Genomic DNA, 21,621 nt, shown 5'->3' with positions numbered 1-21,621 from the left:
CCGAATCATGAAGATGTCCCTCATCCTGTCCGTCGTTGCTCCAACCTCCCCGCGCATCCCGAGGGAAATCGGGAGGGCACGGGTCGTGTTACTCGCCCCAGCTAGACCGGCCGGGGCCCGCAACACCAAGCGCCACGACAGAGGGAGTGGTCACGACCTGCGCCTCGACGCGGGCACCGCGTCGTCAGGGTACCTTCCGGCACACCGAAGACAGGTGTCCACGTCGAAACGGGGTGGTAAGCAGGCAATGCTACGGATGGATCCCCTCTCCATGCTCGGCGAGCCCGCCCAAAGCCTGTACCCACCCCTCGACAAGGCCCTTGACCTGATCGAGTTCGAGCACCGCGCCCGCGAAGTCGAACCGGGCCAGCAGCCCATCCGCGCTGGTGTCGACGGTGATATCGAGGTAGAGGTCATCGGCGACCGGTTCGGGCAGCACCCGGGCCGGGCGCAGATCGCGATAGCGGAAACCGATGCGGCCCTGGGGAAGTCCGGTGAGCACCGCGGCCGCGGCCGGATTCAGCTGCCGCAGCAGACCGAATCCCACACCGTGGGAGGGGACCGCCCGCACGCTGTCCCGCAATTGCGCGATGGCGTATCCGGCGGCCGGTCCGCCGCGGCGCACCTGATCGAAATCCACCCCGGTCAGCGCGGGCACGAACGGGTAGCCGGTGCTGAACGCGCCGACCACCGGATCGCCGGGCGTCCGCGGGTCAGCGACCAGTCGCACCACCGAACCGAGGGTGGCGCGCGCCGAAGCGCCCGCGTCATCCCAGAGCGCGACCGCGAACGCCGTGAGCAGGACCTCCTCGAGCGTGGCCCCGTACTGCCGCGCCACCGCGTCCACCGCGGTCGCGCCCGCACCGGTGATCTGCACCGATACCCGCCCGCGGGACTCGTCGGCCACCCGGTCGGGTGCGAGCCCGGCCGGTATCGCCGCCAATGCCGCACGCCACCAGGACAATTCGGCGACCGTCGCCGGTTCGCCCGCCCGGTCCGCGGCATCGTGCGCGAACTCGGCGGGATCGGTGCCCGGCGCACCGCCGCCGCCGGCGTGCCCGCCCGACCAGGAATCGGTGAGATCGTCGATGATGATGCGCCACGAGGCGTCATCGACCACCAGGCCGTTGGCGACCACGATGAGCACGGCCACCGGCTGCTCACCCGTATCCGGATCCACGGGTGCGTCCGGTGCCGGGCCCTCGAGCAGGACGAATCGAATATTGCGGCCCTCTTCGGGGTCCAGTTCGGCCGCGGCCGCGTGCACCACGGCCCCGATCGGATCGCCGACCGCCTGTACCGCCGGATCGACCCGCCAGACCGCCGCGTCCGAGGGATTGGATCGCAGCGGGATGTCCAGCAGCGGGGTGTCCCCGTCGAAGCGCAGTCGCGCCCACAGCGCCGGATGCCGTTCGCGCAGGCTCGCGACCGAGCGCCGCACCCGCGAACCCGAGACGCCCTCCGCGATATCGAGGGCGATGGCCCGCACATGCAATCCGGTCGGCTCCACCTCGAGCAGGCTCACCGCACCCGCGGGCAGCGGTGACACGGTGCTGGTCGCGGTGCGGCGCTCGGCGATGGCGCTGGCCAGTGGGGCCTGGGGCGGTTCCGGTGCGAAGACCGGCAGCACCGTGGTCGCGGTCGGATCGCCCTGGAAGCCCGGTAGCGAGGTGACCACCGGAAGCACCTGGGTGATGGCCCAGTCCGAGACCTCGTCCTCGATCGGCAGCGGTTCCGGTGCGGGCGCGGGACCCCGATCGGCGGCATCGATGAGAGCCGCCAGCTCCGGCCCGATGATCGCGAACGCCTCGGTGCCGACCATCAGCTGATGGGTGACCGGCACCGGCCGATCGGTGATCGCGCCGCCGGTGAACGGCCGCCAGTGCCCCGGCCCGTAGACCGTCTCGCCCGGTCCCCGGAACTCCGCCCGGAACAGTTCGATATCACCGTCGAAATAGGCGGGCTGATAGGCGGATCCGAGTTCGATGGTGCGCACCGCGCCGCTGTAGATCCGGCGAATCCGCTCCAGCGTCAGCACCGCGAGATCGGGTGGAATCGCGGCCTGCAGGGCGCGCAGCGCGTCATCGCCGAGCTCCTGCAGATCGCCTTCCGGGAAGTCCGTCACGCCGAGCGCGACGAATTCGTCCCGCAGCGCGTCCCGGAAGTCCGACATATCCGCATCCGGGTACGCGTCGAGGATGGCGAGCACATCGGTGCGCTCCCCCTGCGCCCACAGTTCGGTGGCGATGGCCTGCGCCAGATTGCCGCCGAGCGAATAGCCGAGCACCCGGTACGGCCCGTGCGGCTGGATCTCGCGCATCTCGCGCACGTACCGCCGCGCCACCTCGGTCAGCGATTCCGGCCAGTAGCCGAGCTCGGTGAGCGCCGGTGACTGCAGTCCGAGAATCGGCTGATCCTCGGGCAGGTACTGCGCCAATCCCGCATAGCACCAGGACATTCCGGCCATGGGCGGGGCGCAGAACAGCGGTGTCCGGGTCCCGGTGCCGCGAATCGGCAGCACCACGCCGAGCGCGGTATCGGCCGCACTCGCCTCGCCGCCGTCGAATTCCGCGGCGATCCGCGCGCCCAGTCCCGCGACGGTCGGATCGGTGAAGAACCACGCGACCATGACCTGCGCGCCGGTCACCTTGCGCAACCGGCTCACCACCTGGCTGGCCAGCAGCGAGGTGCCGCCGAGCGAGAAGAAGTCGTCATCGCGCCCGGCCCGTTCCACGCCGAGCACCTCGGCGAAGACGGCGGCGACGGACTCCTCGAGCGCGGTGACGGGCGCGCGGTATTCCCGCTGTGCCAGTTCGGGTTCCGGCAGCGCCTTGCGGTCGAGCTTGCCGACCGGGGTGAGCGGAATCTCGTCCAGCACCACGATGGCCGCGGGGACCATATGCGCGGGCAGGCTGGCCGCGGCGAACTCGGTCAGTTCCCGCGGTTTGGGCGAACTGCCGGGCACCCCGAGCACATAGGAGACCAGAACCGTTGCCCCGGCGGCGTTCTCGCGGCCCAGGGTGACCACGAACTCGACATCCTCGTGCCGTCCGATGACCGCGTCGATCTCACCGAGTTCGATGCGGAAGCCGCGGATCTTGACCTGGAAGTCGGTGCGCCCGACATAGTCGAGCTCCCACTTCGGCTGCGCCCCACGCTGATCGGCGGGATCCGCGTACCAGCGCACCACATCGCCGGTGCGGTACATGCGCGCACCCGGTTTGCCCCAGGGGTTGGCGACGAAGCGCTCCGAGGTGAGCGCGCTGCGATTGCGGTATCCGCGCGCGAGCGCGCCACCGGCCAGATACAGCTCACCCGCCACCCCCGGCGGCACCGGGTTCAGCCGCGCGTCCAGCACCAGCGCCGACATCCCGTGCACCGGTGTGCCGATGGTGATCTGCCGCCCCGGCCGCAATTGCGAATAGGTGGCGATAATGGTGGCCTCGGTCGGACCGAACGCATTGTGATAGACGCGCCCGGACGCCCATTTCTCCTGTAGCTCAGGCGTTGTCACCTCACCACCGACGCACATGGTGCGCAGCCCGTCCAGATCGGCCGGGTCCAGGGTGCCGAGCACCGCCGGGGTGAACACCGCGTGATCGACGTCCTCGGCCCGGATCAGCTCGGCGAGTTCGGGACCGCCCATGATCTCCGACGGCGCGATCACCAGGGTCGCCCCGGTGGAGAACGCCGAAACCCATTCCAGCACCGAGGGATCGAAACTCGGCGAGCAATTGTGCAGCGACCGGTCGCCCGGCCGCACACCGTAGCGTTCGGCCGTGTACTCGGCGAGCCCGCCCAGTCCGGCATGAGTCACGGTGACGCCCTTGGGCATACCGGTGGAACCGGAGGTGTAGATGACGTACGCCGGATGCCGCAGGCGCAACGGCGTACGGCGATCCAGATCGGTCACCGGTTCCGCGGACTGCGCCAGGCAGCGCCCGTCCACCGCCGCGTCGTCGAGGCAGAGCCACTCCACCTCGCCGGGCAGCCCGTCGAGCTGCGCGAAACCCGTAATGCCCAGCACCACACCGGAATCGGTGATCATATGCCGCACCCGGTCCGCCGGATAGGCCGGATCGACGGGTACGTGCGCACCACCGGCCTTGGCGATGGCCAGCACCGCCGCCACCATCTCGAACGAGCGCGGGAAAGCCACCGCGACAAGCTGTTCCGGGCCGACGCCGCGTTCGATCAGCACCCGCGCCAATTGCGAGGTGTAATCGTCGAGTTCGCCGTAGCTGATCGAATGACCGCGATAGCGAATGGCGGTACGCTCGCGCCCCAGTGCCACGCCCGCGGTGAACAGATCCGGCAGCAGCGCCGTCGCGGTCACCTCGTCATCGTGGACGTGCGTGAGCAGTTCGTACTCGGTTCCACTCAGCAGCGGCAGATCCCCGACCGGGGTATCGCCGCCGTGACTGACGGCGTCGAGCAGTCGCACGAAGCGCCGCGCGAACTCCTGCACCGTATCGCGGTCGAAAAGGTCACGCGCATAGGTGAATACCGCGTCCATCCCGGAATCGTCCGAACTCTCCCGCACGGTCAGCGAGAGGTCGAACTGCGAGGTCTCGACGCCGGAATCCAGTGCGCCGATGCGCAATCCGGGTAGCTCGAAGGTGCTGTCCTGCAAATTCTCGAAGGCCAGCAGCACCTGGAACAGCGGATTGCGGGCCTGCGAGCGCTCCGGATTGAGCAGTTCCACCAGCCGCTCGAACGGCACGTCCGCGTGCGCGAACGCCGCCAGATCGGTCTCCTTGGTCTGCGCGAGCAGTTCGGCGAAGCTCAGCCGCCCGGAGACCTGGGTGCGCAGAACCAGTGTGTTGACGAACATTCCGATCATGTCGTCCAGTTCGGCCGCGCCGCGACCGGCCACCGGGGTGCCGATGGCGATATCCTCGGTCCCGCTCATGCGGGCCAGGAAGATCGCCAGCGCGGTGTGCACCACCATGAACGGCGTCGCGTGCCGGGCCCGCGCCAGCGCCCGCAGCCGCTGTTGCAGATCGGCGTCGATGCGGAACATCACCTGCCCGCCCGCGAACGACTGGCGCGGCGGCCGGGGCCGATCCGCGGGCAGATTCAGCTCGTCCGGCAGTCCGGCGAGGGTGCGCCGCCAATAGTCGCCCTGCGCCGAGATCAGGCTGTCCGGATCGGCTTCGGTGCCCAGTACCGCGCGCTGCCACAGCGTGTAATCGATGTACTGCACCGGCAGCGGATGCCACGGCGGCGCGTGCCCCTGTGTCCGGGCGAGGTACGCGGTCATCACATCGCGGGCCAGCGGTCCCATCGACCAGCCGTCCGCGCTGATGTGGTGTGCCACGAACAGCACCACGTGCTCGGGTTCGCGGGAGACCGAATCGACGCGGAACAGCTTGGCACGCAAGGGAACTTCGGAGGTGACGTCGAATCCGGTGGTCAGCTCGGCGGTCACCCGCGCCAGCAGGGCGGCCGGATCGACCAGCTCCGGCTCCAGGTCCGGTGCGGCCTGTTCGGCGGGCAGCACCACCTGGTGGGCGATACCGTCCGCCTCCGGATACACCGTGCGCAGCGATTCGTGCCGCGCCACCACATCGCGCACGGCCAGCGCCAGCGCGCCGGTGTCGAGTTCACCGTGCAACCGCAGTGCGGCGGGCACGTTGTACGCCGAATTGGCGGTATCGAGCTGATTCACGAACCACATGCGCTGCTGCGCCAGTGAGAGCGGAATCAGTTCCGGCCGCTCCTGCGCCACCAGCGGAATCCGCCCGCCGACGCCCTCCTGGGTCGCCAGGAACGCGGCCAGCGTCAGCACCGTGGTGGTCTCGAAGACCGCGCGCACGGGCACGCGGGTGTCCAAGGCCGCGCCGAGTCGCGCGACCAGCTGGGTGGCGATCAGCGAATTGCCGCCCAGCTCGAAGAAGTCGTCATCGCGGCCGACCTGTGCCACGCCGAGCAGTTCGGCGAACACCCCGGCCACCGTCTCTTCGAGAGGTGTTGCGGGCGCACGGTATTCGCGCTGTCCCAGCTCGGGTTCCGGCAGCGCCGCGCGATCGAGTTTGCCGACCGGCGTCAGCGGAATCTCATCGAGCAGCACGATCGCCGACGGCACCATATGCGCGGGCAGATACCGGCTCGCGTACTCGCGCAGTCCGGCCTCGTCGACCGAGCGTGCGAGCACATATGCAACCAATATCGTTGCGCCCGCAGCATTCTGCCGTCCGAGCGTGACCGCGAAATCGACGTCGTCGTGTCCGCCGAGCACCGCGTCGATCTCACCGAGCTCGATCCGGTAGCCGCGGATCTTCACCTGGAAATCGGTGCGCCCCAGGTACTCCAGCTCCCAGCCGTCGCCGACCGGCACCCAGCGCACCAGATCACCGCTGCGGTACATCCGCGTCCCCGGGCCGCCCCACGGGCAGGCCACGAAACGCTCACTCGTGAGTCCCGCCCGCCCGCGATAGCCGCGCGCCAGTGCCGCACCGGCGAGGTAGAGCTCACCCGCGACACCCGGCGGCACCGGCCGCAAGCGCTCGTCCAGCACCAGCGCGGAGACACCGGGAATCGGTGCGCCGATGGTGATTCGGCTGTCGGCGTCGAGTTCCACATACGACGAGCCGATGGTGACCTCGGTCGGCCCGTAGCTGTTCAGGTATCGGCGGCCGTTCGACCACTTCGCGATCAGTTCCGCACTGGTCGACTCGCCGCCGGTGCCGACCAGCACCAGATCGTCGAGTCCGATCGGATCGATGGTGCCCAGCATGCCCGGCGTCACCATGATGTGCGTGACCCGTTCGGCGCGCAGCAGTTCGCTCAGCTCCGCACCGCCCAGCACACCCGGCGGCACGATGACCAGCGTCGCCCCGGTGGAGAAGGGGTACAGCCACTCCTCCACGGACTGGTCGAAACTCGGTGAGCAGACGTGCAGGAAGCGGTGTTCCGCCGTCACACCGCAGAGGTCGACACCGTGCTCGACGAACGCGCCGAGACCGGCGTGGGTGACGCTGACGCCCTTGGGCAGGCCCGTCGAACCCGAGGTGTAGATCAGATAGGCGATATGCCCCGGCCGCAGTGCCGCGACCCGGTCCGCATCGGTGACCGGCGCGGCCGATTCCGCCGCGTACTCGGCCACCACCGCGGGATCATCCAGGGCCAGCCAGTCCAGATCCCCGGGTAGCTCGGCCGCGAACTCACCGAGGGTGAAGCCGACCACCGCACCGGAATCGGTGACCATATGCCGGATGCGGTCGATCGGGTAGCCCGGATCCACCGGCACATAGGCCGCACCCGACTTCGCCACCGCCCAGACCGCGGCGATCATGTCGTAGGACCGGCCCATGGCAAGTGCCACAACGGCTTCCGGTCCGACCCCGCGCGCGATCAGCACGCGTGCCAGGCGCGATGAATAATCGTCCAGTTCACCGTAGGTGTACGACTGCCCCGCCGAGCGCACCGCGATCCGGTCCCGGCCCAAAGTTACGCCCTTGGTCAGCAGGTCCGGCAGTAGCGCCGAGGTGCCCGCGGCCACCTCGGAACTCCTTGTCAGCCACTCGTATTCGCCGTCGTCGAGCATCGGCAGCTCGCCCACCGGCAGCTCCGGCGTCCGGGTCACGGCCGCCAGCAGTCGCGTGAACCGCCGCGCGAACATGCGCACCGTCTCGGCGTCGAACAGATCCGTGGCATAGCTGAACGAGGCCGAAATCCCCTGCGGCACTCCGTCTTCGACGACCTCCACCAGGGTCAGGTCGAGGTCGAACTTGGTGACCGGCAGATCCATTTCGACCGCCGCCACCGACATCCCCGGCAGCGACAGTTCCGCCCGCGCCAGATTCTGCAAGGTGAGCGAGACCTGGAACAGCGGATGCCGGGCCTGAGAGCGCGGCGGATCCAGCAGTTCCACAATCCGTTCGAACGGCACGTCGGCGTGCTCGAAAGCCGCCAGATCGGTGCGCCGCACCGCCGCGAGCAATTCGGCGAATCCGGCGGCCGGGTCCACGTCGGCGCGCAGCACCAGCGTATTGACGAACATGCCGATCAGATCGTCCAGTTCGGCCGCGCCACGGCCCGCGATCGGCGCGCCGATGGCGATATCTCGGGTACCCGAGAGCCGGGCCAGCAGCACGGCCAGCGCCGCGTGCAACACCATGAACAGGGTCGCGTTGCGCTCCTGCGTCATTCGATGCAGACCGGCGTGTACCTCGGCGTCGATCTCGAAGGTCACCAGGCCGCCCGCGCTGCTCGCCACGGCGGGCCGGGGCCGATCGGCGGGGAGCTCCAGCTGATCCGGCAGTCCGGCCAGGCCATTGCGCCAGAACTCCAGCTGCCGGGCCAGCAGCGATCCGGAATCGTGTTCGTCACCGAGGATTTCGCGCTGCCACAGCGCGTAATCGGCGTACTGCACCGCCAGCGGCGACCATTCCGGCGCGTACCCCTGGATCCGGCTCAGATACGCCGTCATCAGATCCCGGGTCAGCGGTCCGGCCGAGAAGCCGTCGCCCGCGATGTGGTGCACCACGCACACCAGCACGTGATCGTCGGTTCCCAAGCGCAGCAGGCGCACTCGCAGCGGCGGCGCGATCGTCACATCGAAACCCGCCATCGCGGTCTCGGCCACGGCCGCCACCACGGTCTCCGCGCGCACGTCCACCATCGGAATGGCGGGCACGGCCTCGGGATCATCGACATCGAGCACCACCTGATGCCCGACGCCGTCGTATTCGGGATACACGGTCCGCAGCACTTCGTGGCGCTGCACCAGATCCCGGACCGCCGCGCGCAGGGCCGTGATATCCAGCGGTCCGGTGATGCGCAGCGCCGAGGGCAGGTTGTAGGTGCCCGCGGCGGTGTCGAAGCGGTTCAGGAACCACATGCGCTGCTGCGCGTACGACAGCGGAATCGAGTCCGGCCGCTCCATCGGGCGCAATGGCGCGTACGACGAATCACCCTGTGCGGCAATCAATTCCGCCAGACCGGCGACGGTCGGCGCATCGAACAGCGCGCGCAGCGACACCCGTGCGCCCAGCGCTCCGCCGAGCCGCGCCACCACCTGCGTGGCGCTGAGCGAATTGCCGCCGAGCTCGAAGAAGTCGTCATCCGCGCCGACGGTCGGCGTTCCCAGCACGGTGGAGAACACCTCCGCCACCGCGCGTTCGGCGCGCGAGCCGGGCGCACGATACGCGCGACCCTGGAACTCGGGCTCCGGCAGCGCCTTACGATCCAGCTTGCCGCTGGCATTGAGCGGCATGGCGGCCAACCGCACCACCGCCGACGGCACCATGTACGACGGCAGCGTGCCCCGCACATGTGCGAGCAATTCCGAATCCGCCACCGCGGCAGCGTCTTCCAGCACAATGTAGGCGACCAGTCGATCACCGGTGACTCCGCGCACCAGCGCGACAGCGGCGCGATGCACGCCGGGATACCCCAGCAGCACCGTCTCGATCTCGCCGAGTTCGATGCGCTGTCCGCGCAGCTTCACCTGGAAATCACTGCGCCCCAAATACTCCAGCGCATGCCCGTCCGCGGCCGGGTCCACGATCCACCGCACCACATCACCGGTGCGATACAGCCGCTGCCCGCCGTCATGTGCGACGAACCGCTCCGCCGTGAGCCCCGGCGCACCCGCGTAGCCGCGCGCCAACTGCACCCCGGCCACGTACAGCTCACCGGCCGCGCCGAACGGCACCGGCCGCAACTGCCGATCCAGCACGTGCACGCGGGTGTTCGCGACCGGGGCACCGATCGGAACGGCAACGCCCGCAACATCTTCGGCATGGAACGCGGTGACCACGGTGGCTTCCGCCGGGCCGTACCAGTTGACGAGTTCGGTACCCGGCAGCGCGCTCGCGAAATTGCGCGCGGTCTGCGCCGACAGCGCTTCACCGGCGGCGAACACCCAGCGCAGCGATGCCTGCTCGGCGGCGGGGCCGTCGAGGTAGGCCTCGAGCATCGACGGCACGAAATGCACCGAGGTGACGCCGTATTCACGAATCGTCCGGGCGATGTACGCCGGATCCCGATGCCCGTCCGGTGCGGCGATGACCACCGCGGCACCGGTCTGCAACGGCCAGAACAACTCCCACGTGGAGATGTCGAAGGTGATGGGCGTCTTGTGCAGCACCACATCACCCGCACCGTGCGGATAGTTCCGCTGCGCCCAGCGGAACTGATTCGCCATCTGCCGATGCGTGATCACCACGCCCTTGGGGCGGCCGGTCGATCCGGAGGTGTAGATGACGTAGGCCGCGTTGTCCGGTCCCACCGGCGCACTGCCGAAGTACTCGATCGCACTCGCACCGGCCAGCGCGTCCACCAGGAAAAGCGGTACCCCGGAAGCGGTTTCGAAACCGTCCTCGGTGCGGGTCAGCACACACACCGGTGCCGCGCTCGCGAGCACGTACTCATTGCGCTCGGCCGGATGATCCGGATCGACGGGCACATACGCGCCACCGGCACGCAGCACCGCGTAAATCGCCACCACCAGATCGATACCGCGCCGCATGGCAACGGCCACCCGCGATTCCGGCCCCACACCGCGCAGCGCCAGCTCCCGGGCCAGCCGCCGTGAACGTGCATCCAGCTCGGTATACGTCAATGTGGTTTGCTCGAATATCACCGCGATGGCGTCGGGGGTCCGCGCGGCCTGCGCGTCGAACAGCGTCAGCAGCGTCGAATCATCCAGCAGCTCAACCACTTCGGTGGCATTGACCGCGTCGAGGGCGGCCCGCTCCCGATCGATGAGCGCGTCCACCTCGGCGACCCGCGCCCGCGGCACGGTCCCGAATCGCTCCAGCAGCAGTGCGAAGCGCTGCGCCAGCACCCGGATCTCGTTCTCGTCGAACAGATCTCGCAGATATTTGAGATTCACCCGCAGCGCACTGCCCGGTGTCACCATGACGGTGATCGGATAGTGCGTGCCATTGGCCGCCTCTGTGCCGAGCAGTCCGACCTCGTCGATGGGCCGGGCGGCGGCGTCCAGCGCCTCGGCGTCGACCGGGAAGGACGCGAAGACGATGAGCGAATCGAAAATCCCGTCGACACCGGCGATTTCCTGAATCTCGCCGAGCGCCAGGTAGTGGTGATCCAGCAACGCGGCCTGTTCGTCCTGCAACCGGCGCAGCACCTCGATGAGGGTGTCTCCGGCGGCCAGCCGCACGCGGACCGGAATGGCGTTGAGGAACAGCCCGACCATGGTTTCGATACCGGTCAGCTGCGGCGGTCGACCCGAGACGGTCGCACCGAACACCACATCATCCCGATCGGTGGTCCGGCCGATCAGCAAACCCCAGGCGGCCTGCACGATGGTGTTCACCGTGACCCCGGCCTCGGCGGCGACCCGCGCCAGCGCGGCGGTCTCCTCGGCCTCCAGCTCGAATCCGAGTTCGCCTATGCCCGAGGTGATCTCGCGCGATCGATCGACGGCCGCCAGCGGCGTCGGCTCGTCGAAGCCCGCCAGCGCTGCCCGCCAGGCGGCCCGTGCGGCCTCCTGATCCTGCGCCGCCAGCCAGGCCAGATAGTCGCGATAGGAGCGCGGCGGCGGCAGCTCCCCGGTATCCCCGCCGAACGCGTAGAGCGCGAACATATCCTGCATGAGCAGCGGCATCGACCAGCCGTCCAGCAGAATGTGATGGCTGGTGACCCACACCCGGAAGCGCTCGGGTCCGGTGCGCACCAGCGTGAACCGCAGCAGCGGCCCGGCCGTCATATCGAAATGCCCGGCCAGATCGGCGGCCATCATCCACTCGGTCTTGGCGCTGGGCTCGTACGGCTCGCTGTCGCCGAGATCCAGATAGCGCCAGGGCACTTCGACGTCGTCGAGCACGACCTGGATCGGCTCCCCGTTCGCGTCTTCGGCGAAGACCACGCGCAGATTCACATGCCGGTCCAGCAGCGCCTGCGCGACGGTGTGCAGTCGCTCGATATCGATCGCGCCGCCGAGATCCACGCTGAACTGCGTCATGTACGCGTCCACCGACGATTCGGCCAGTTGCGCGTGGAACAGCATGCCCGACTGCAGCGGTGTCAGCGGCCAGACATCCGACATGGTCGGATACCGCTGCCGTAGTCGTTCCAGCTCACCCTCGCCGAGCCGCACCAGCGGTCCGGTCACCGGCTCCGGCACCGCCGCGGATTCCGCTGCGACGGTGGCGATTTCGGACAGCGCCGCGATCGTGCGCGCGGCGAACAGATCCTTGGCCTTGAAGAGCACACCGAGCGCCCGCGCCCGCGACACGATCTGAATGGAGGTGATGCTGTCCAGGCCGAGAGCGAAGAAATCGTCGTCCAGGCCGACCCGCGCCACCGGCAGCACCTGCGCCAGCACCTCGGCGATGGTCCGCTGCACGGCGGTTTCCGGCGCGCGATACGCGTTCGCCTCGAATACCGGCGGTGGCAGCGCCGCCCGATCCAGTTTGCCGACCGGTGTCAGCGGAATCCGGTCCAGCACCGTGATCGCGCCCGGCACCATATGCGCGGGCAACCGGCTCTCCGCCAGCGCGGTCAGCTCGTCCGCCTGTCCGGCGGTGAGCGCGAGGCCATGTGCGTATGACACCAGAACCGTTGCCCCGCTGGGCAATTCATGCCCCACGGTGACCGCGAAATCGACGTCCGGATGCTCGGCGAGCACCGCGTCGATCTCCTCCAGCTCGATCCGCAGGCCGCGGATCTTCACCTGGAAGTCATTGCGCCCCAGATACTCCAGTTCACCATCGGCGTCCCACCGCACCAGGTCCCCGGTGCGGTACAGCCGCGACCCGCCGCCCTCGAACGGATTGGCCACGAACCGCGCCGCCGTCAGCTCCGGACGGCGCAGGTATCCGCGCGCCAGCAACGCCCCGGCTATGTACAGCTCACCGGGCTCCCCCGGCGCGACTTCGCGCAATCGCTCATCGAGCACGTGCGCCGACGCGCCCCGAATGGCAGCACCGATGGTCACCGGCCGATCCGGCAGCAACTCGGCGCAATTGGACCAAATGGTGGTCTCGGTGGGGCCGTAGCCATTGAGCAGCCGCCGCTGTCCGTCCGCGATCGGAGCCGCCCAGCGCCGCACCAATTCCGGCGGGCACGCCTCACCGGCGGCCAGCACCACGCGCAGCTCATCGAGCCCGCTCGGATCGATGGAGGCCAGCACCGACGGCGTGATCACCGCATGGCTCACCGCCTCGCGCGCCAGCAGCGCGCCGAGATCATCGCCGCCGTAGACCTCCGGCGCGGCCACCACCAGCGTGGCCGCCGATCCGATGGCCATCAGCAGTTCGAATACCGAGGCGTCGAAGGACGGCGAAGCCACCTGCAGCACCCGCGATTCCGGCGTGAGGCCGAACCGTTCGCGCTGTTCGGCGCAGAGTCCCGCCAGCCCGGCGTGCGTCACCACGACGCCCTTGGGCAGGCCGGTGGACCCCGAGGTGTAGATCGCATAGGCCGGATGCTCCCCCCGAAGCGGCCGGACTCGATCGGAATTGATCACCATATCGGCCGGGAAACCGTGTGCCCGATCGGCGAATTCGGGATCGTCCAGGGCCAGCCAGCGCACCGAATCCGGCAGCGCCGCGCGCTTCTCGGCGATCGTCAGCCCGAGCACCGCCCGCGAATCGCGAACCATGTGCAGCACCCGATCGGCCGGATAGTTCGGATCCACCGGCACGAATCCCGCACCGGCCTTCGCGACCGCCCAGATCGCGATCACCGCCTGCACCGATCGCGGAATGGCGATCGCGACCAGGCTTTCCGGTCCCACGCCGCGGTCGATCAGCAAGCGCGCCAGCCGGTTCGAACGCTCATCGAGCTCGGCATAGCTGAGCTGCGCGTACGTCTGTTCGGCCGCGCCGAATACCAGCGCCGTCCCGTGCGGGTTCATCTCCACGGCCGCGGTGATGAGCTGCGGGAGAGTGGTCGTGCGCGACCGCCGATGTCGGCTGGGCCGTGTGCGAAGCGTATGGGTCATGCCAGCTCCAGCCGAAAATCGCTGCGCTGTTCCCCGCCCACCCGAATCATTGAATTGTTCCGACCTATCCAGTTCCCCAAAGCTTCCGCGCGCCGACAAGCGTCGGGGGTGCGCGGGCCGGCTCGCCTATCGTTGCCAGCTCTCGGAGAGTAACCCCACTGGGCGAACAACCCGGAAAAATTATGTGGATAGCGAACGCGGGCCGTCTGGGACGACGGCCCGCGCGGTCATATCAGAGGCCGTGACCTGCGGGGATCTCTTCGAGGGTGGTGAAAATCACGTTTTCCACTTCCTTCGAATGGGAACCCCCCTCGACAATCACGGCCCGCAGGTCATCCGGCGCAACCGAATTCAGGGCGAGCACACCCGCGGCATCGGTGAACAGGTGCGTGACCCACTCGTCCGCCAATGCCTCAGACAGACCGTCCAGTTCTTCAACCAGCACGATCGACGCACCCACGACACCCGCCGAAACCAGCTCCACCAGTGCCAGCGCCGCATCGGCGGGTCCGCGGTGGAATGTCCTGGACTCGAAGGTCAGCTCGGTCGCGGTGCGCACCCGCTCGACAGCGGCGGCCAGCCCGTTATAACTCAGCACACCCGTGCCCGAGATGTACGCCGCGTCATCCCCGCGCAGTGCCCGGGTCCGGCTGGCATAGGTCACCGGCCGCTTCGACTCGGCGGCGATCTGCGCGACCACCTCCGGATCATCGAGCACCAGCCAGTCGATCCCGGCGGCGGTGACCGGTGCGGAACCGCCTGTCACACCGACCTTCACATCCAGGCCCGCCGCATCGGCGGCGGCCAGCGGCACCAGCATCGCGCCCGCCTTGAGCACCGCCCATGCCGCGACGACCTGTTCCACACCGCGCTCGAGATGCACCACCACACCCGCGCCCGGCCCGCTGCCGTGCGCGATCAGCACCCGCGCCAATCGCGAGGACCGCGCGTCGAGCTCCTGGTAGGTGAGGACCTCATCGCCCCAGACCAGCGCCGGGCCGTCCGGATCGTCCTCGACCGCGGTGGTCAGCACCTGGGTCAGCGCCGCACCGCGGGTTACCGCCGCGACCGGCTCCGGGGCCTCCGAAACCTGCTGTGCCACACCGGCTTCCGGAGCATCCAGCAGCGCGATATCGCCGACCGCGATATGCGGATCGGCAGCCACCGCGATCAGGATGCGCTCCAGCACCCGCCCGAACGATTCGACCGTCGTCTCGTCGAAAAGGTCTGTGGCGTAAGCGAAGATCACATCCAGCTCGCCCAGCCCGCCGTCCGCGCCCGCGCGCGGCTCCATGCTGATCTGCAGATCGAACTTCGCCGCCGCCAGATCGGTATCGATGGCGGACACCCGCAGTCCGGGCAGCTCCAGCACCGGCGTCTCGGTGTTCTGCAGCGAAAGCACCACCTGCAGAAGTGGATTCGCCGCCGACCGGCCCGGCGCCGCCACCTCGGACACCCGCTCGAACGGGACATCGGCGTTGGCGAACGCGTTCAGATCGGTCTCGCGCGCCCGGGCGACCAGCGCGTCGAACGGCGCGGCCACATCGACCGCGGTGCGCAGTGTCAGCGTATTGACGAACATGCCGACCAGATCGTCCAGCGCCCGCTCACCACGGCCCGCGACCGCGGTGCCGATCACCACATCGCCGGTGCCGGACAACCGCGCCAGCCAGGCCGCGACCGCCGCGTGCACCACCATGAACAGCGATGCGTTGTGCCCGCGCGCAATACGATTGAGTCCGGCGTGCACCTCGGCGGGCAGGCTGAAGTCCAGGAACGCACCCGCCATGGTCGACGTCGCGGTCCGCATCCGGTCGACCGGCAGACCCGGTCCCGCGGGCAGATCCGCCAGCTGTTCCCGCCAGAACGCCAATTGCGCCGCGGCGGTGGAGTCTTCGTCCGATTCCACGCCCACGACCGCGCGCTGCCACACCGCGAAATCGGCGTACTGCACCGCCAGCGGCGTCCAATTCAGATCCTGTCCGGCGGCGCGCGCCAGATAGGCGGTCATCAGATCCCGCGCCAGCGGAGCCATCGACGCGCCGTCCGCGGAGATGTGATGCGCCACCAGCACCAGCAGATAATCGTCCGGATCGTCGCCGGTGATCAACCGCACCCGGACCGGAACCCGTTCCGCCACATCGAATCCGGTGAAAACCAGCTCGGAGACGCGCGCGCCGATATCGGTCGCCCGCTCGACCTCCAGCCCGTTCGGCAGCACCTCGGCCACCGACAGGATCTCCTGATAGGCCGCCGCCCCCGGAGCCGACTCCGGATACCGGGTGCGCAGCACCTCGTGCCGGGTCAGCACATCCTCCACGGCCTGCCGCAGCGCGGGCACGTCCAGTGCGCCCTGCAGGCGAATGGCCATCGGGATGTTGTACGCGGGCGAATCCGGATCGAACTGATTCAGCACCCACATGCGCTGCTGTGCCAGCGACAGCGGCACCCGCGCGGGCCGCTCCCCCGCCACCAGCGGCGGCCGCGCCCCGGTGCCCGCACCCGGCACGATGCGCGCCGCGAGCCCGGAAACCGTTGAGGTCTCGAACAATTCGCGCACGCCGACATTGGTGTCCAGCGCCTCGTTCACCCGGGCCACGGCCCGGGTGGCGATCAGCGAATTACCGCCCAGCTCGAAGAAGTCGTCATCCGCGCCCACCCGGTCGGTGCCGAGCAGATCCGCGAACACCCCCGCCACGATCTCCTCGATCGGGGTGGCGGGCGCGCGGAACACCTTGGCCTCGAACACCGGCGCGGGCAGCGCCCTGCGATCCAGCTTGCCCGAGGCGTTGAGCGGGAACTCGTCAAGCACCAGCACCGCCGACGGCACCATGTACGACGGCAGGGACTGCGCCAGTGCGGCTTTCAGCTCCTCCGGCTCGGCGGCACCCACCACGTAACCGATGAGCTGATCCCCGGCGTGCGCGTCCGCGCGCACCACCACGACCGCCTGTGTGACGCCCGGCCGCGCCAGCAGCGCCGCCTCGATCTCGCCCAGTTCGATGCGCAGACCGCGCAGCTTCACCTGGAAGTCGGTGCGCCCCAGGTACTCCAGCTCCCCGGCATCGCTCCACTTCACCAGGTCGCCGGTGCGGTACATGCGCTCGCCGTGCCCGAACGGATCGGCGACGAACCGATCCGCGGTCAGATCCGGTCGCGCCACATATCCGCGCGCCAGCTGCACGCCGGCCAGATACAGCTCACCCGCGACACCCACCGGCACCGGATTCAATCGCGAATCCAGCACGTACACCTGGGTATTGAAGACCGGTGCGCCGATCGGCACCGAGCTGCCGTCCAGATCGGTCACCTCGTGATAGGTGACGTCGACCGCGGCCTCGGTGGGCCCGTACAGGTTGTGCAGCCGGGCACCGGTCAGCTCGCGCAGCTGCTGGGCGGTACCGCCCGGCAGCGCCTCACCGGAGGCGAACACCTGCCGCAACCGCAGCCCGGCGGCCTCGGACCGACCGAGCGTGCCAACGAACACCGAAAGCATCGACGGCACGAAATGCGCTGTGGTAATACCTTGTTCGGCAATTACCTGCGCCAAATACACAGGATCGCGATGCCCATCCGGCTTGGCAACCACCAGTCGCGCCCCGGCCTGCAACGGCCAGAAGAACTCCCATACCGACACGTCGAACGTCGCCGGAGTCTTCTGCAGCACCGCGTCTTCGGCGGTCAGCCGGTATTGCGCCTGCATCCAGACCAGCCGGTTCACGATGGCGCGGTGGCTCACCGCCACACCCTTGGGCTTACCCGTGGAACCGGATGTGAAGATCACATAGGCCGTATTGTCCGCCGCCAGCGGCTGATTGCGCTCGAGGTCGGCGATGGGCGACCCATCGAGACCCTGCGCGGCCCGCTCCAGCTCTTCCACGTTCAGGGTGGTGATGGCCCGCCCGGACTCGAAACCGTCCGCGTGCGTGGTCAGAATCATCCGGGGCTGCGCGGTATCGAGAATATGCCCGATGCGGTCCAGCGGCTGATCCGGATCGATCGGCACATAGGCCGCGCCCGCCTGCACCACCGCGTACATGGCGACGACGAGTTCGGTGGAGCGCCGGATGGCAAGCGCCACCAGCGCTTCCGGCTCCAGCGCGTACTGCCCCATCATGAGCCGCCGCGCGAGCCTGTTGGCCCGCTGCTGCAATTCCCGATAGGTGAGCCGCTCATCCTCGAAGACCAGCGCGATGGCGTCCGGGGTGGCCGCCACCTGCGCGTCGAACATCGAAACCAGCGTCGGCGGAACGCCTTCCGGCAATCCGACCGCGGCCTCCAGATCGAATCCGGTGGCATTCCAGTCGCGCACCACCCGCTGCCGCTCGGCGGCATCGAAAATGGCGACATCGCCGACCGCGATACCCGGATCCGCGGCCACCACGCCCAGGATCCGTTCGAACCGCTCGGCGAATACCGCCACCGTGGCCTCGTCGAAAAGGTCCAGGGCGTAAGAGAATTCACCCGCGAGTCCACTGGCGTCGCCGCGCTCGTCATGCGATTCGGCCATGGTCAGCTGCAAATCGAACTTCGCGAACGGAATCTCGAGATCGGCACCCGCCACACTCAACCCGGGCAGCTCCAGCCGCGTCGGCGCCATGTTCTGGAACGCCAGCATCACCTGGAACAGCGGATTGCGCGCCTGCGACCGCGCCGGATCCAGCAGCTCCACCAGGCGCTCGAACGGCACGTCGGCATGCCCGAAGGCGCGCACATCGTGCTCGCGCACGCTCTTGAGCAGATCCTCGAAGCTGAGCGCCGGATCCACATCGCTGCGCAGCACCAGCGTATTGACGAACATGCCGATCAGATCGTCGAGTTCGGCCTCACCGCGCCCCGCCACCGGCGTGCCGATGGCGATATCCCGGGTACCCGACAACCGCGCCAGCAGCACCGCCAGCGCCGCGTGCACCACCATGAACAGCGTGGTGTTCCGGCTCTCGGCCAGCCGCCGCGCCCCGGCGTACACCTCATCGCTGATCCGGAAACCGAAGGTCCCGCCCTGATACGAGGCGACCGGGGGCCGCGGCCGATCCGACGGGAGCACCAGCTCATCCGGCAGATCGTCCAGGGTCGCCCGCCAGTACGCGATCTGCTGTGCCAGCAGCGATTCCGGATCGTCCTCGCTGCCCAGCGTCTCGCGCTGCCACACCGCGTAATCCGCGTAGTGCACCTCCAGCGGCGTCCACTGCGGTTCGGCGCCGCGCGCCCGCTCGGCGTAGGCGGTGACCAGATCCCGCGCCAGCGGTCCCATGGACACGCCATCGGCGGAGATGTGATGCACGGTGGCGACCAGCACGAACTCTTCGGCGGCAATCCGCAACAGCCGCAGGCGAATCGGCGGCGCGGTCGTGACATCGAAACCGGCGCCGACGATTTCGGCCACCCGCTCCGGAATATCCGCCGCGTCGATATCGACCAGCGGCAGCTCCGGCACGGCCCGGGCGTCGGTCACCGGGAGCACCAGCTGGTAGCCCTCGCCATCCACCTCCGGGTAGATGGTTCGCAGAACCTCGTGCCGCGCAACGAGATCCCGGGCGGCCGCCCGCAGGGCCTCGACATCGACCGCACCGCTCAACCGCACCGCCAGCGGGATATTGTCCACCGCGCTGTCGGGATCGAACCGGTTCAGGAACCACATGCGCTGCTGTGCGAACGACAGCGGTATCCGCTCCGGGCGCGGCAGCGAGCCCAGCGCCGGACCGGCGGCCGGGGCGGTCTCACCATCGAGCCGCTGCGCCAGCGCGGACACCGTGGAAGCCTCGAACAGCACGTGTACCGGCACCCGCACATCGAGGGCGGTGCCGATACGGGCCGCCGCCTGCGCGGCCAGCAGCGAGTTGCCGCCCAGCTCGAAGAAGTCGTCATCCGCGCCGACGCGAGCGTCCGGATTATCCGGAATCAGCAGCGTCGCGAAGACCTGCGCCACCGCCTCTTCCGTCGGCGTGGCGGGCGCGCGGAATTCACGGGCGGCGAAAACCGGCTCCGGCAGGGCATTACGGTCCAGCTTGCCCACCGGGGTCAGCGGAATCTCGTCCAGCAGCACGATGGCGGCGGGCACCATGTACGCGGGCAAGGACTCGCCGACGAATACCGCCAGCTCATCGGCGTCGAGGGTGGTTCCCGGGCGTGGCAATACATACGAAACCAGCGCTACCGCGCCCGACGGTAGCGTCTTGCCAAGTGTCGCAGCGTAATCCACATCCGCGTGTGCGGTGAGAGCATTGTCGATCTCGCCCAGTTCGATGCGCAGACCGCGAATCTTCACCTGGAAATCGGAGCGGCCCAGGTACTCGATCACACCGGATTCGGTCCGCTTCACCAGGTCACCGGTGCGGTACAGCCGCGCCCCCGGCGCCTCGGTCGCCTCGCCGAATGGACTGGCCACGAACCGTTCCGCCGTCAACCCCGGTCGACGGTTGTACCCCTGCGCCAACGCCGGACCCGACAGATACAGCTCACCGACGACACCGTCCGGCACCGGCCGCAGTCGTGCGTCGAGTACGAACGCACCGACACCCGGCACGGCAGACCCGATGGTCACCGCCTCGCCCGGCAGCAGCGGTGCGCTGCTGGTGGCCAGAATCGTCGCCTCGGTGGGCCCGTAACCGTTGTAGAACGACCGCTCGGCGGTGGCCCAGCGGCTCACCAGTTCCGGTCCGAACTTGTCGCCCGCCACCACGACGGTCGTAAGTTCGCTCAGCCCAGTCGAATCCACCGACTCCAGCGCACCGGGCGTGATCAGCACATGCGAAACCCGTTCGCGCCCCAGCAGTTCCGCGAGCTCGACACCGCCGAACACCCCGGCCGGCGCGATCACCAGCGTCGCACCGGCGGTGAACGCCAGCATCAACTCCAGGACCGACACATCGAAACTCGGCGAACATACGTGCAGCACTCGCGAATCCGCGGTGACGTCGTAGTGCTCGCGCTCGGCGGCGACCAGTCCGGCCAAACCGGTGTGCGTGACCACCACACCCTTGGGCTTGCCGGTGGATCCCGACGTATAGATGACATAGGCCGGATGCTGCTCGGTGAGCGCGCGCACCCGGTCCGCGTAGGAGATCGGGTGCGAAGGCTGCGAAGCGATCCGCTCCGCGCGCACCGGATCATCCAGTTCGATCCAGTAGGTGGCGGTCCCCAGCGATCCCCGATGCTCCCGGGTGGTCAGCCCGAGCACCGCACTCGAATCGGTGAGCAGATGTTCGATCCGATCCGGCGGATAGGCCGGGTCGACCGGTACATAGGCCGCGCCGGTCTTGGCGATGGCCCACACCGCGAGCACGGATTCGATGGATCGGGTGATGCCGATGGCGACCATATCGCCCGGTCCGACACCGCGGCCGATCAGTTCACGCGCCAGCTGGGACGACTGCGCGTCCAGGTCGCGGTAGCTTATCTCGCGCTGGTCAGCGGGCTGACCGGTCGGGTTGTACCGGATGGCGATGGTATCGGCCGCGGATTCGACCGCGGCGGTGAGGAGCTGCCCGAAGAGAGGGCTGCCGGACCGACGCCGACGAGAACCGCGAGCTGTACGGCGGGCAGTATCCATTCGAGTGCATTCACCTCTCGGGTCAAACGGTCCCCACGCCGAAGACCTTCGGCCGACCCAAGTCGACGACGGCGGCGCCCGGGTAGGCGGACTGAGCAATCATATCGGGCCCACAGAGCCGCGATCACGGCCTCGAGCTCAGTGACTATCG

2 protein-coding genes are annotated in these 21,621 nt (G+C 68.7%); both read right to left on the bottom strand.

Features of this window, described 5'->3' with window-relative positions:
- Positions 1-250 precede the first annotated feature (250 nt).
- A complete protein-coding gene (locus tag ACFC0O_RS28340) occupies positions 251-13,918 on the bottom strand; it encodes an amino acid adenylation domain-containing protein (RefSeq protein ID WP_375962914.1) in 13,668 nt (4,555 codons plus the stop codon).
- A gap of 232 nt (positions 13,919-14,150) precedes the next feature.
- Entirely contained in the window at positions 14,151-21,470 is a 7,320-nt protein-coding gene (locus ACFC0O_RS28335) for an amino acid adenylation domain-containing protein (protein WP_375962912.1), read from the bottom strand.
- Between the last annotated feature and the right edge of the window lie 151 nt (positions 21,471-21,621).

It is taken from the genome of Nocardia sp. NPDC056100, from assembly GCF_042266325.1.
Lineage (GTDB): Bacteria > Actinomycetota > Actinomycetes > Mycobacteriales > Mycobacteriaceae > Nocardia.
This window is presented reverse-complemented; position numbering and strand designations above follow the sequence as displayed.